The organism is Vibrio sp. 1401 (genome assembly GCF_033340295.1).
The window spans coordinates 1-14,880 of sequence record NZ_JAWOWF010000058.1 but is presented as its reverse complement, the minus strand read 5'-3'; the positions used below and the strand labels follow the sequence as shown (position 1 = coordinate 14,880).

Here is a 14,880-nt window from a genome sequence, read left to right as displayed (position 1 = left end):
AACGCCACTACTCCGAAGAGCAGTAGCGCCGTTGCTAAGTCTACAATTACCGCCGTTGATAATTGAGATAAGCGATTCAACAATAAACCCAAATCTACTAATCCAATTACTGTGCCAACTTATTTTTCACAGTAAATACAATAAATTAGTTTATTCTACCGTTTCTAATTCCCTGTTATTGCTTGCTGATAGTGCAACACGCACCACGTTAGAAAACGCACCCTAACCCCAAAGTGGTAGAGCAACTAATCCAACACTTCCAAAGTAGTTATCAAATTCTTGGCAACTTGTGCGAGCGTTTGGCTGGATTGCATAGCTGAATTTCTAAGCGCTTTGTAAGCCTGTTCTTCATCAACGCTGTGCATCTTCATCAGCAGACCTTTGGCTTTTTCCACCAGCTTGCGCTCTTCAATCTTGTGTGTCAGCGATTCAATTTCCGATTGCATACTTTCGAATTTCGCTCTCACTAATGTCGCATGTTCAATCCAAGGTTGAAGTGCAAACTCACTATCGTGCGGCATAAGAACATAGTCCATTTTTTCTGATAACCGATTGATATCATTGGATGATAATTGCTTTAAGACGATAAGAAGTGGTGCCGATTTTCTGCGGCAGAAATCGACGATCAAACGCAGTTCTGCCGTTGGCTGCTGCCATCCAACCACAACGCTTGCAGACGGTTCTCGTTGCATTAACGTTTCTAGTTGTGCCAATTGGCAGCCGATGATGTTGTCGTAATCTTTGCTCAATAAGCCGGACAATCGAGCCTGCTCTTGGAGGCTATCACAGCATACTATGATGGGTGTTTTTGACGTTGATTGAGTCATGCACATTCCTTGTTTATATCTCACTCACTAAGAGAGACATAACAAGGAATGTGCCAACTAAGGTTGAAGCGTTTTAACTAGAGGCAAGATGCTCTTTGAAGAAGCCGAGTGTGCGCTCCCAAGCGAGTGCTGCTTCTTCCGGTGCGTAGCGTGCTGTTGAGTCGTTATGGAAGCCGTGGTTGACGTTCTCATACATTAACGCTTGATACTGTGCGTCGGTTGCGATCAATTGCTGCTCATAAGCAGGCCATGTGTCGTTAACACGCTTATCGAGCCCTGCAAAGTGAATCATCAACGGTCCTTTGACTTGCTTTTGGATCTCTTGCGCCGCGGGTGTTCCATAGAATGGCACACCTGCATCGAGTTCTTCTGGCATTACCGCGGCAAGCATGTTGACAATGTATCCACCGAAGCAGAATCCAACCGCGCCCAATTTACCGTTACCACCCTCGTATTGCTTAAGGAAGTTAGCCGCTGCAATAAAGTCTTGTTCGATCTTGGCTCTGTCCATCTCTTTCTGCATTGCGCGACCTTCATCGTCGTTCCCCGGGTAGCCGCCGAGTGGATAAAGCGCGTCTGGAGCGAAAGCAATAAAGCCGTCTTTTGCAAGTCGTCTTGCGACATCTTTGATATAAGGGTTCAGACCTCGATTTTCATGAATCACCAACACGGTCGGCGATTTTAAGGTTTTCTTCTGTGGCATCACCAAATAACCACGCCCTTCTCCATGCCCATTTGGAGATGGAAAGGTTTCGTAAGTTGCTTTGATGTCAGGATCGTTAAATGAAACTTGTTCTGCGAGTGCGTAATTCGGGGTTAACGCATCGACCAGTGCCGTCATGCTAAAAACCAGCACTGCGAGCCCACCGAGTCGATTGAGGAACTCGCGGCGTGAGATCTTTCCGTGTGCGTATTCGTCGTACCAATCGAAGGCTTCTTGCGGGATAGGATGAGAAGCCTTTTTAGTGGGAGTGGTATGCTTTAGAACCATTATCCATGTCCTCTGTGTCTTACCATATGGGAATTTCTAATTCTCAAACGCGAAGTAAAGAATGAGCGCAATTGAGGTCAAAACTGCAGTTTCACCTCTCTGATACGGGCAAGGTGGTGAAACACATCATTGGCGAGCTAGGATCTTTTACCTTCTTCAAACAATAGATAATGGATTCAGATTCAACAACTTTGCGTTGTTTGTTTTGAGTGGATTTGTCTAAAACCAACACTTTGGTTTAGCCAATCAACTCAAAATTACTCGTAATGACAGTACGTCTGCCAATAACTAAAGGCACGTTCAAAGGCTTTTTCTCTGTCGTGCATTTGTGCAAACAAGACCACTGTCATGGTGGCAAGAACCGTATTCGCCATTTGGTTCATGTCATCTTCTGACGTCCCAAACGGGCAGTTTGTAGGCATTGGCACCTCAGACAGCATTTGTTCCGTCCAGTAGTGCGATGTCACGCCGCTTGTTTGGCTTAACCATACCGTTTGGCTTACTTTCGGGTTGTATTCTGACTCACCCGATTGTCCTTTGAATGACACAACGGCATGAGCGGTTTGACCAATCTCGTATTCGACTTCAGCATGAAGTTGTTGAAACCCAGGATGGAAGCTACCACGAATACCAACCGTCGCCTGCCCCGGATTCAATGCACGAACCACGGTATTAATCGGCGTTCTAAGCCCATAACGATTCTTCCAACCGATCATGGTTTCTGCTTGAGGAGCGAACGCACTGAGCGGCAGATACACGATGTTTTGCGTTTCTAAGACACGCTTTGCTTCTTCTGCTGATTCCGCTTTCTCGATAGCAAACTTGTCGAGGTAATCTTCTGCGTGTGAACGTCCAGATTGGCGGTCGTGATAGCCGTGCATCAGCACTTTATGGCCATTATCGGCGAGGATCTTCGCTGCCAACAGGTGCCAAGGTTGACCTGCCGCTTCACGTTTGCCTGCATAACATGGCCAATCAATGTCCGCACCAATAGCAGGCATGCGGGATTGGAATGCTTTCACAAAGCCAGCGATTTCTTGTTGAGTTTCGTTCTGTACGCGGATCAGCATCAATAACATTGCCATCTGATCGTCGTCGCACTCACCGTTTAGGTATTCATCCATAACTCGAAACGCTTGGTCAAAGTTCAGTGGTTTTCTACCACGTTCGCCACGACCGACTGTTCTAATACATTCCAAAATGCTGCTCATATTCCCTCGTATTCCGTCACTGACTGTACGGTTTCTATTAGTTGTTCGCGCAGTTTGACAACTTCTCCCATCACAATCAATGCTGGGCTCACGCCTTTAAGTGTAATCGATAAATCATTGAGCTGATTGAGTTGTGTAACGTGCACTTGTTGTTGAGGGCTACAACCATGAGTGATGATCGCGACTGGGAAATCTGCTCTCAAACCGGAGTTGATTAATCCCGTTTGTATTTGCGATGACTTTTCTAACCCCATATAGAAGACTAACGTTTGTCCGCTTTGCATCAGTTGGCTCCACGCTTCAAATGCACCTGTTACCACTTGCCCTGTAACAAAGGTAACGCTGCGAGCAACGCCACGATGAGTCAGCGGAATCAAGCTGTTTGCTGAACATCCAATCGCAGCAGTAATACCGGGGATGACTTCGTACGCGACTGAGTTTTTGACGAGCGCTAACGCCTCTTCGCCTCCACGACCAAATACAAAAGGATCTCCCCCTTTTAAGCGCACAACTCGCTTTCCTTGTTGAGCGAGCGATACTATCAAATCACAAATTTCTTCCTGACCAATACTAGGTTGTCCGCATCTTTTGCCCACGTAAATCCAATCAGCTTGTGGCGAAGCCAACTCCAAAATATCTTTGTTAACCAAACGGTCGTACAGCAGCACCTCTGCCGACATAATCGCTTTCACTGCCTTTACGGTTAACAAGTCAGGATCGTGCGGCCCTGCTCCAACAATCGAGACAAAACCTTTGTGGTTCGCATCTAGATCTACTGAATGGTCTCCTAAAAGTTGGTTCAGTTTGCTTGCTTGGTCATGCTTAGAAAAGCGAGACGAACGTTCTTGTTTCTGACTCGCTTGTCCTTTCTTAAACCAAGACTTTTGATAAGGCGCTTCCATGTGCTTATCCTCTTTATGACTTACTTTATTTGAATAGCCAGACTTTGCTGGTTCGCTTGCTGTTTGCCCTTTTGATGCTGATGGCTGTCGACCATTTGTTTGATTTGAGAGACGCACGAGCCACAGTTAGTGCCGCATTTGAGTTTGTTTTGAAGTTGAGTCAGTGACGTGCAGTCTTGTTTCTCCATCGCGTCATGTATTTGTTTATCAGTGACACGGAAACAACTACAAACCAGTTTGGCACTGCTTTGCGATTGAGTGATGGTAAGCAGTTGCGATAGCTCCATCGGTTTGCCAATCAAGCCGGTAAAGTTGGTGTAGTCGGTTTGAATCGGTTCACTAGACACCACCAAAACAGAGCGAATGATACGAACGTCTCCAACAAGGTCGTAATCCACCGCTAGCCAACCCTGGGCAATATCTATCGTAATTCTGCAGCTCTTTTCCGTTCGACAAAAACTCTGCTTCTTTGGTCGCTTATCGTGTGCAAAGCGCCAAATGCCCAAATTGCTTTCTGCTTGAAATGCGCTGTAGAGAAATTTACCGGAATCAAACTGTGTACCGATGAACATACCGTAGGTTTTTACCGCCGAATCTTGCACTTCAACATAAGATGACTTAAACGCAGGCTGCCCAGAAATAGGGTCTTTTGCGCTGTTTACTATTGCGTTAACACCGCTTTCACCGCCATATCGACCCGCCCAGTGCATTGACATAAATAGCTCTTGAAAACCCAAACCTTCATCAATGGCAACTTTGGCATAAATACTGGTGTTTGAAGTAGGCTGAAACAGCTTGGTGAGTTGTCCTGCTTTTAAGCGATTTTGAGTAGCAGAGAGAGTGTTCATGTACACGGTTGGTTCTAACTCAGAGGCGGCAAGGTGGGCGATATGCCCTGTGCGCGTCATGGTATGCCATTGGTCGCGTTGTCTGCCCGTATTGAGCCACCAGCCTTTTGTTCTCTCTAAACGCGTTGGAGATTCACTGGTCACGACAAAACGCGCTTTACCATCTGGGTGCGAATAGACGCCATCAGCAAAAGGACGCTCTCCTCCCCATTGTGTCGGCACCCACTCTTCGTATTCTTGCTCAGTTAAGTTCGAGTGTTGAGACAGGTCGAGCTTCAATGGCGAATCTGCATTCATGCCTGTCATTGCCGCATATTCCCTGAATACCGACCGCTCAGAAGTAAATGCAAAACCATTTTGTGTCTTTTCCAATGCACACAGAGCTTGTCCGACTTGGCTTATCGCCCACCAATCTGATTTTGCTTCACCCGGAGGCGCTTGAAACTGGCGCTGCCTAGAAAGTCGACGCTCAGAGTTGGTTACCATGCCTTGCTTCTCACCCCAACCAGCGGCGGGCAGCAACAGATCCGCGTAATGCGCTACATCCGAATCCGCTGTGATATCCGAAACAATCACAAACGGACAAATCTCTAGTGCACGTTTTACCAATTGGTTATCTGGCAAAGAGACAACAGGATTGGTTGCCATGATCCAGAGAACTTTAATCTCACCACGTTCTACCGCCTCAAACAGTTCAACAGCTTTTAAACCGGGCTGAGTGGCAATTTCTGGTGAATCCCAAAACGCCTGCACTTGCTTTATAGACTTTGCGTCAAAAGCACGATGAACCGCTAACTGGTTTGCCAATCCACCGACTTCTCGCCCACCCATCGCATTGGGCTGACCTGTAATAGAAAACGGCCCACAACCTGACTTGGCAATTTTACCCGTCGCCAAGTGTGCATTAATGATTGCATTGCCTTTGTCGACGCCATTTTCGGCTTGGTTTACCCCTTGGCAAAACAACGTAATTGCGGTTGGGCTTTGCGCAAACCATTGGAAGAATGTCGTGAGTTTTTCTTCTGAAATGCCAATGGAAGACGTCAAATTAGTGACATCGTAACGCAAATCAGAAACTTCTTCTCTAAGTGCATTAAATCCGTCGGTATAAGAATTTATGTATTCAGAATCAATCAATTGTTGTTCAATAAGAAACTTGAGCAGCCCATTGAAGAGTGACACATCACCATCGTTTTTAATCGGTAGATGCAAATCCGCTTGCTGTGCGGTGACCGTTTCACGCGGGTCAATGACCACCAGCTTGAGGTTAGGATTGTTTTCTCTCGCTTGTTGAATACGTCGGAATAAAACAGGGTGCGTCCAAGCGGTATTAGCACCGCAAATGATCAATAGCTCAGTCTTATCAATATCGTCGTAATTGACGGGAACGACATCTTCACCAAATGCTCGTACATGAGCCGCAACCGCCGAAGACATACACAAACGCGAGTTCGTATCGATGTTTGCGCTGCCAACATAGCCTTTCATGAGTTTGTTGGCGACGTAATAGTCTTCCGTTAACAACTGCCCTGACACGTACATCGCGATGGAATCCGGTCCAAACTCCGCTTTCGCTTGATGAATCTTTTCAGCAATCAGATCCGTGGCTTGTTGCCATTGCACCTCTTGCCCTTGAGGTCGTTGCTTGGTGACAAGCTTTGGATACAACAAGCGCGAAGGCATATTCAAGCTCTCTGCCAGCGCGACACCCTTCACGCACAGTGATCCCGCATTTGCAGGATGACACGCATCCCCAACGATTCCTTTCGCATTGACCTCGACACCACATCCAACACCACAATAGGGACAAGTGGTTTTTTTGCATCCTTGCGACATAACACCTCCAGTGCGATTCAGCCCAACTTACTAGCAAAAAAAAGCCTCTCCCGAATCGAGAGAGGCAGCAATGCCTTTAACGCTGTTAGTACATTTTCAAAAAGTAATACCCTATACCGCTCTCGCCTGCTATTAAGAGCGGCGCATCGAGTTATCGATGAACGTTTATGTAAAGCAAGTGAGGTGCCAAGATTAAAAACCCTTACCATACAAAGGGTTAGCTTAAAACCAATTATAGCAACGTAATGCTACGCACTGATTGTGTGCAAATTTCGGTCATTATCGTGCAGTATTACTTTACTAATTCCATAACTAACCTGGATTCTTCGTCACCAAAATAATGCGCTTCTTCTTCTAACGTTTTAAAGCCAAAGGAGAGGTATAAAGACAATGCAGGTTGGTTCTTAGGATCGACAGTCAATTTCACGCTTGAGCCTAACGTCAACGACGCAATAACGTTTTCTAGGAGGGAACGCGCAATACCTTTACCTCTATGTTGAATATCGACGGCCAATGACATGATCCAATATTGATGTGCATTTGTGCTAGTCGTTAGCAATATATACCCTGCGACCTGCTCTCCCTCTTTTGCTACCAGTAAACTCTCTCCCCAACAATCAAAAGCTTGCCGAAAGAAAAATTGAGGATAGGCGTGTTCTCCAAATAAAGTATTTTCGAGCTTATATATGGCAAATAAGTCCTCTTTTTGCGCAGACAAGATGTCCATTCAATGACTCCTTCTTTAACATGAATGGCAGCAGTATACCTAAATCTCATCTAAATGACGGGACACAAACATCTCAATTAAGTGCTTAAGAAATGTAATATTCTTCCTGAAAATTAGGCCTAACTCACTTAGAACATACATCCGTGATTAAGTTTTAACCGCAAAATCAAAAACCACACAAGATGAAAATTTCAATACATATAACCATTAAATGCATTACATTTAAGAACTTTATTCTGGTTTATTGAAAGATTCATAGTTGGATAATTTACAACCACCCCAAATTCACAGCATTATTCACCAAGCTTCGCGTGTGATAATAAACACTAAAACCTTTACCATTTTCAGCATTATTATTTTTATAAAAGCGAGTTTTAAAGTGAAAGAATCTCGAAATGCCTTAAATCCTAGTGAAATAAACACAACCACAGCTTGGTCAAAACATGATACACATTGGGTTCTTAGCCTATTTGGAACAGCCGTTGGCGCAGGCATCCTGTTTCTGCCAATTAACCTTGGGATTGGTGGTTTTTGGCCTTTAGTCGCGATGGCAGTACTTGCTTTTCCAATGACCTATCTTGCGCACCGTGGCTTAGCTCGTTTTGTACTATCTTCTAAGATCAAAAACGCAGACTTCACTGATGTAGTGGAAGAGCACTTCGGCGCAAAAGCAGGTCGTTCTATTTCACTGCTGTATTTTCTTTCGATCTTCCCAATCCTGTTGATATATGGGGTTGGAATAACAAACACAGTAGATAGCTTCATGGTAAATCAGGCTGATATGGCTTCTTTACCTAGACCTTTGCTTTCTGGCGTACTAGTGTTTGCACTAATTGCTATTATGATGGCGGGTGAAAAAGTAATGCTACGGGCCTTTGCCATCATGGTGTTCCCACTTGTTGCCATTCTTGCCTTTCTATCATTTTACTTAATACCGAACTGGACCATGCCTGTCATGGATGTGCCAGAAGCGTCAGCTTTTGCTAGCACTATGTGGTTAGCAGTTCCTGTAGTGATTTTCTCGTTTAGTCACGCAGCTGCAATTTCAAGCTTTGCAAATGTACAACGTCGCCATTACGGTAAGCAGGCAGATGCCAAATCCGAAGTTATTCTTCGTCGCACTAGCATTATGCTGATTGCCTTTGTTCTTATTTTTGTATTTTCCTGTGTACTAACACTGTCACCTGAACAATTGGCTCAAGCAAAAGAACAAAACGTATCCGTATTGTCTTACTTAGCGAACGCAACCGATAATCCATTTATTGCAACACTTGGTCCTTTAGTAGCGTTTGTTGCTATCACTTCATCTTTCCTTGGGCATTTTTTAGGTGCGCGTGAAAGCTTAAATGGTTTAATTAACAAGCATTTTAACCTATCTGAGAAGCGTGTTGATCGTATCAGCGTGGCAGCACTGTTCTTCTCAATCTGGGCGGCCGCGATCATGAACCCAAGTATTCTTGGTATGATGGAAGCATTGTCAGGGCCTGTTATTGCAATGATCTTATTCATTATGCCAATGTTAGCGGTGTATAAAATCGAGGCGATGAAACAATATCGAGGAAATGTCTCTACTTACTTTGTTCTAGCAGCAGGCATTGTGGCGGTAAGTGCATTGATTTTTAGCTTCTTCAGCTAATAACTAAAGACTAGCTTGGATTTTCAGGGGAATACCTTACACAAGGTTAAGGTGATTCCCTGAATTTTCTTACTCTTTAAAAGGTAATCATCGTTACCCTTGACTCTTAAATAAGAGCGAAAACACCCGCAATCATAAGCACTGAAGCGATGCAGGTACGGCCGATAATGCCGAAGTGCGAAGGTTGAATCATTTCATTATGCATAGTTAATCTCCTATTTATTATAAAAGCCATTTTTTATTGGCTTAATAACACTATGTCTAATATCCAGTTTTTTAACAACCCATACAAACATTAAATATTTATGACAGAAACGTAATTTTTTACACTTCGCCCTGATTTTGAGCGATGAATCCGCGGCTTAAATCATTAGATTGAGTCCACCGAATATGCTCGCCTACCTGTCATCGTTACCTTATCTATACCATCGCCTAATCATTGCATAAGTTTTCAATAGATTTTGTTTTATAAATCATAATATTATAGAGATCCTTCTCGTATCTCACTCCCAAAACACTTTGCCACTGGGAATCCATCCGCACTTAACCAACAAGAAATGGTAGACTTAACTGGTATTCGGTTAAGAGATCACATTTTATTAATACGCTCATGCACTTCTCAATTAAAAAACTGGCTTGCGCACTTTGTACTGCACTTGGACTTTTCTTGCATCCGACTAACGTACTGGCGAGTACCGAAAAGCAAGCTTATCTGGAAGAACACATTTCAGCAGAAAGCAAGCCCATGTTAAAACTCTACTTTCGCTCGATGGGTAAGCCGCGATCAATTCAAAAAGATGAGTTAAATGCGCCACAGAATGCATCAGCGGAGTCTCTTGCTCTGTATTACTTTGCACGAAAGTACCTTAAGCGTTACGAAGGCGTTCCATTACCGAAAGATATGCCCGATTTAATCGAATTCGGTAAAAAGCACCATTTGGAATGGGTCGTCGCTGAAGCACAGCTCAATAAGGCTGTAACAATGATTGAGCAAGACGATAACTGGAACGCAGAATTGTTACTCCATGACGTTGTTTCTACAGCCCGTGATCTTGGTTATCTAGCATTAGAAGGCCGTGCTTACCGCTGGTTAGGCAATCTAGAAGTATCTCGAAATCAACTACGCAGTGGCCTAAAATATTATCGCAATGCCTATGAGTTATTAGAAAAAACAGTATTTGAAATACAAGTCGCGATGACACTGAACAACATTGGGACGGTCTACATCGACGCATCAGATTGGGCTCGGGCCAACAGTTACCTAACGCAAGCTCTCGACACTTACCTAGAGAGCGAATATCAATACGATAATAGCTTTTTTATGGGGGTTATCTACGCAAACCTTAGCATCGTTCACTCGAGCCTCGGAGATAACAGAAAAGCGGAATATTATTTCAATGAAGCCATTCGACTTTCAATGCAAACGGGGTCTGACACAGTCAAGCACCACTCTTTATCCAGCTTTTCACAAATGTTGAGCTCGGTAGGAAAAATTGATGATGCATTAATGGTCGCACAACGTTGCGTAGACCTGCCCATTCCAAAAAATCTAGAAATGCTAAAAACGTCTTGTTACGAGGCATTTGCAGAGGCTTACCTCGCAAACAAACAATACGATAAAGCTATTACAACAGCGCTTAACGTTCTAGAACAAACCAAGTCAACCAGTGAATTAGAGCTGCGGCAGCGTATTGATATGCTTTCGGTACTGGTAAACGCTCATCAAATTCTTAATGACTATGAAGCCGCTTTTCATTATTTAACCCAATTAAGAGAGCTGGAGGCTGAGTTTTCTCATCATATTCATGGTGAAGAGATGATTAACATTAAGTTTGATCTCGAAGCTAAGTTAGCCCAGAAAGAACTCAAATTGCTAGAAACAAAAAATGCGCTACAAGCGTCTGAACTGCGTTCGCAGCGCTATCGAGAAATGTTCTACTTTATCGCTATTACGGCAATTGGTGTCGTTGGTTTTCGTTACGTACTGCGCGTTAGACGTATTAATAAAGCACTCACTCAAGAAAATACTACCGATCCGTTAACTCAACTGCATAACCGTCGCTATCTTCACATTTGGCTGGACAAAATGGCTCGTAGAAGCCCAGATAGAACATTTGCCTTAGCAGTTTTAGATGTTGATCATTTTAAAACCTTTAATGATCAATATGGACACGATATTGGCGATAAAATGCTGACTCATATTGCCACGCTATTTAATGAATCCACTCGCTCTGGTGACCTACTCATTCGTTGGGGTGGAGAAGAGTTTGTCCTATTATTCGAAGTACAGCGAGCTGAAGATTGCGCTAAGTTTTTGGAGCGATTGAGATATACTGTTGAAAACACGCCATTGGTGGTTGACTCTAAACCATTAAACGCGACAATTTCCCTTGGAGCAATGGACAAACTGTCGGCACAAATAATTAAACAAGAATGGGATCAATGGTTTTTCTTGGCAGACCAAGCTTTGTATGATGCGAAGCAAGCTGGTAGAAACCAGTTCGTCATTCATCCTACATCATAAAAAAGCACACATGAAAAAAAATCTAATCATTATTACTTTTGCGCCTCTATTTCTTATGGCGTGTAGTAATCAGCAAGCATCTCAACTGGGAATGCGCAGCAGCAGTGTCAACGTGTATGCCCAGCAAATGAGTAACACTCAACTATGTGAAACTCTCTACTACAACCGTGCAACTAACCAAACCAAAGTGGCGATTGGTGCTGAGTTCAATCGACGTGGATTAAACAAAAAGTGGTGTGATAAAGAATTCGATAAGTTGTACATTAAAAAGTGGATTGATAACGTGCTGCCTAAGAAAAAAGCCGAACCCAAGAAACCAATCGCAACTATTCAACCCGCTTCAACTAAATAACCCACCATCTTGAAGCAGACGGTACACTCGTATTTTCTGCTTTTCATTTTTCATGCATGTTCGATGCGACATATAAAAACCTCATGGTTTCAGTAAATTAACAAAGACTTATGTTGTCCATCGAACTTTTAATGTAAACAAGTTGTAAATGGTTTTCGTCCTTATTCTTTGTCGTTAGCTTTGTTTGTTCCTGTTAGCGGAATATGAAACAGGAACTAAAAAATTCCAAACAAAGACATGAGGTCAAAAATGGAAATACGCATTAATCGCCTATTTGCTGCTATGTTGGCAGTAGGCATTGCACCTGCCGTCTCGGCGTTTGATCCACTCTATTCTGAACAATGGCACTTAGACAACACGGGGCAAACTGCGTTTGCGGCTAATCCTGCTGTTGCTGGGAACGACTTAAACACTAGGCTCACTCAGGCAATGGGGATTGCAGGTGTTGGTGTGAAAGTTGCCGTCATTGATTCTGGAGTTCAGATCGATCACCCCGACCTTGCAGGTAATATAGTTACAGGTAGCAGAAACTTCGTCGAAGACTCTTCATTCCCACCAAGTTATCCGGTTGATACTAATGGTCATGGCACTGCTGTAGCCGGTTTGATTAGCGCCGTCGGCAACAACGGTGAAGGCGGACGCGGTGTCGCTTCTCACTCTTCCCTCATCGGTTTTAACTGGTTAGCCAACCAGACATTAGAAGGCTGGTTAATCTCCCATGGCATGGACCCAGCAACACGCGATGTTCGCGTATTTAACCAAAGTTACGGTTTCAGCCCTATAAACCCGATTACTTTTGATGAAAGCGACCCTCAACTAAAACTTGAAATGGACGTGATGAAAAACGTCAGCGAGAGTAACGCCTGGGGTCGAGGTGCTGTATTTGTAAAGTCAGCAGGTAATGGTTACCGCTATTTCAATACAGGGCGATTCTTCGTATTGCCAAGTAACTTCTTTGCTGGTGGAGACAATCAAGGCTTACCGATGCACAACTCTGCTCAGTCTTATGATAACGCCAATTACTTCAATTTAGTCACTAGTGCACTACGAGCGGATGGTACGCGAGCGAGTTACTCATCGGTGGGGTCGAACGTGTGGGTTGCAGCACCAGCAGGTGAATATGGGCAAGATTTCCCTGCTATGGTCACCACTGATTTAATGGGTTGTGAAGAAGGGCAAAATACCAGTGATGGCCTTGGCATTAATGGGTTACACGGCGGAACGGAGCTCGATCCGAACTGCAACTATACCAGTACGATGAATGGAACCTCATCGGCTGCGCCGAACACATCGGGTGCCATCGCGGCAATCATGTCAACCAACCACGCACTTTCTGCTCGTGATGTACGTGCTTTACTAGCGGAGACAGCAAAAGTAACGGATAAAGCGCATCCAGGCGTACAGCTTGAATTTACTAACCATAATGGTGAACAGGTTAGCTACGAGGCAATTGCCCCTTGGCAGAAAAACGCAGCAGGCGTAGATTTCCATACTTTTTATGGCTTCGGCGCTGTAGATTTAGATGAAGCGATGCAACGTGCTCGCATGACGAATCGTGTTTTGCCAACTCAAGTCATTACGCCATGGGTTAATAACGCTACAGAAGTAAGTGTACCCGATGCAAGTCTAGTTGGTGGTTCTTCAAGTATCGCCATTGCCGATGAGCTGACAGTAGAATCCGTTCAAGTGACATTGACACTGGACCACGCTCGTCTGCCCGACTTAGCTATCGAGCTCATTTCGCCATCAGGGACTCGTTCCGTTTTGCAAACACCGCGCAATGGTCTTGTTGGTCAATCTCTTGATTCATCGATTACTGGCTACAAAGATCAATTAATGTTGTCTAACCAATTTTATGGCGAAGATGCAAAAGGCGAATGGACGTTGCGAGCAATAGATACGAACGGCGATGAAGTCTATTCTTACATTGCATATTTCAACTCTTCCACCATCTATGACGTTCCAATGGCAAACAACGCTCAGCCCGGTGTTATTAAGAACTGGTCGATGCGCATATTTGGACACTAAGGAGTCAATAACATGAAATACAAATCATTTTCTATGCTGGCTCTCGTTATCATGACGTCGAGTGTATACGCTGAGCAACAGCTCTCTCAACAGCCTGCACCAGAACTGTTTGTGCCATCAGAAGCGGTTGAGATTAATGGCCAAGATTATCGAAAAGTGCAAACTGGCACTATTAGAACCCTATCTGAAGACGTAAAACTTCAAGCGGGTGATGAGGTGTTTAAGAATGCGTTTAGTAACGTATCCAAAGCCACTGGACTGGTTTATATCACCGTAAACAATCCTAACGAAGCGAAAGCAGTCGCCAAAGAGTTAAAATTAGAAGTTATCTTCGCAGAGGGGGAATCAGCGGTGTTAAAAGCATCTCAAGATCAAGATCTGCTAAGTATTAGCGACTACCTAAACGCAGACAGCCGGGTAAAAGCGTCTAAAATTGAACTAAACAGCGGTAAATACCGTGCACAATAATTCTCTAACAAGAGAAGTTGGCCTGTAAAACCATGCCTCAGCGATTGCTGAGGCATTTTTATGGGTAGGAACAGATAGGCTATTATTCTTTAATAACATTTCGCATAACCAGTATGATACCTAAACACCCTACTCGCCTGCGCCTGTCATTTCTTAAACAAAATAATTTCCGTTCTTAGCTCTTCTTCCGTGGTTTCCTTCGGGCTATTCAGATAGCGTTCGATTCCTAAAGGACTGGTTTTGACTTTCATATCACTCTGACGAACCAAGTTCATCGCTAAAGCCCATGCATTTCCCAAAAACTGATATTCACCTCGGTGTTCAACGACAAATGTTTCACTCTCAGGAATGGTACCGGTAACCGCCCCTTGAGGCGCTGGTACTGAGTTATGAAGAGGAAAGCAAGTGATAAACTCGAATGTACCTTTCTGCATATCCATCGACTGGTAATAACGTAAGCGCCCCATGAACACACGGGCGCTTTTTTATGTGTGGGAGAAGTTCCAGGGAAGAAGTGAGTCGATATCAGG

The 14,880-nt window shown here is 44.1% G+C and carries 11 protein-coding genes and 1 pseudogene; 5 read left to right on the top strand and 7 right to left on the bottom strand.

Annotated elements, in window-relative coordinates; translation table 11 throughout:
- Positions 1–245 precede the first annotated feature (245 nt).
- The 6 genes from R7Z77_RS21320 to R7Z77_RS21295 form a co-directional block, all read right to left on the bottom strand.
- Positions 246–827: an ANTAR domain-containing response regulator gene (locus R7Z77_RS21320; RefSeq protein ID WP_012842515.1), complete on the bottom strand. Its 582-nt coding sequence runs from the start codon at positions 825–827 to the stop codon at positions 246–248.
- Between the two features lie 73 nt (positions 828–900).
- The gene (locus R7Z77_RS21315) at positions 901–1,818 is read right to left on the bottom strand and encodes a dienelactone hydrolase family protein (RefSeq protein WP_213967639.1); all 918 of its coding nucleotides are present in this window, start codon (positions 1,816–1,818) and stop codon (positions 901–903) included.
- 257 nt (positions 1,819–2,075) lie between these two features.
- A complete protein-coding gene (locus R7Z77_RS21310) occupies positions 2,076–3,029 on the bottom strand; it encodes a glycosyl transferase family protein (protein ID WP_213967638.1) in 954 nt (317 codons plus the stop codon).
- Entirely contained in the window at positions 3,026–3,931 is a 906-nt protein-coding gene (cobA, locus tag R7Z77_RS21305) for a uroporphyrinogen-III C-methyltransferase (protein ID WP_213913592.1), read from the bottom strand. Before cobA ends, R7Z77_RS21310 begins: the two co-directional genes overlap by 4 nt.
- Positions 3,932–3,951: 20 nt before the next feature.
- Positions 3,952–6,615, bottom strand: coding sequence for a nitrate reductase (locus tag R7Z77_RS21300; protein ID WP_064354653.1), 2,664 nt, complete (start codon positions 6,613–6,615; stop codon positions 3,952–3,954).
- A gap of 292 nt (positions 6,616–6,907) precedes the next feature.
- Entirely contained in the window at positions 6,908–7,342 is a 435-nt protein-coding gene (locus R7Z77_RS21295; RefSeq protein WP_064354652.1) for a GNAT family N-acetyltransferase, read from the bottom strand.
- A gap of 379 nt (positions 7,343–7,721) precedes the next feature.
- Between R7Z77_RS21295 and R7Z77_RS21290 the strand changes: the two genes are divergently transcribed.
- The 5 genes from R7Z77_RS21290 (at position 7,722) to R7Z77_RS21270 (ending at position 14,350) form a co-directional block, all read left to right on the top strand.
- Positions 7,722–8,978 (top strand): aromatic amino acid transport family protein, encoded by a 1,257-nt coding sequence (locus R7Z77_RS21290; protein ID WP_017820237.1) that lies wholly within the window; start codon positions 7,722–7,724, stop codon positions 8,976–8,978.
- Between the two features lie 610 nt (positions 8,979–9,588).
- Complete coding sequence (locus R7Z77_RS21285) at positions 9,589–11,502, top strand: tetratricopeptide repeat-containing diguanylate cyclase (RefSeq protein ID WP_081248207.1); 1,914 nt, start codon at positions 9,589–9,591, stop codon at positions 11,500–11,502.
- Positions 11,503–11,512: 10 nt separating this feature from the next.
- Positions 11,513–11,854 carry a hypothetical protein gene (locus tag R7Z77_RS21280; RefSeq protein ID WP_025998581.1) on the top strand — a complete coding sequence of 114 codons (342 nt, stop codon included), beginning with the start codon at positions 11,513–11,515 and terminating at the stop codon, positions 11,852–11,854.
- Positions 11,855–12,103: 249 nt separating this feature from the next.
- Positions 12,104–13,882, top strand: coding sequence for a S8 family peptidase (locus tag R7Z77_RS21275; protein WP_017634214.1), 1,779 nt, complete (start codon positions 12,104–12,106; stop codon positions 13,880–13,882).
- A gap of 12 nt (positions 13,883–13,894) precedes the next feature.
- On the top strand, positions 13,895–14,350 hold the full coding sequence (locus tag R7Z77_RS21270) for a hypothetical protein (protein ID WP_005375850.1): 456 nt from the start codon (positions 13,895–13,897) through the stop codon (positions 14,348–14,350).
- 146 nt (positions 14,351–14,496) lie between these two features.
- Here R7Z77_RS21270 and R7Z77_RS21265 read toward each other — a convergent pair.
- A pseudogene (locus tag R7Z77_RS21265) lies at positions 14,497–14,802 on the bottom strand (GyrI-like domain-containing protein); the annotation flags it as partial.
- Positions 14,803–14,880 lie beyond the last annotated feature (78 nt).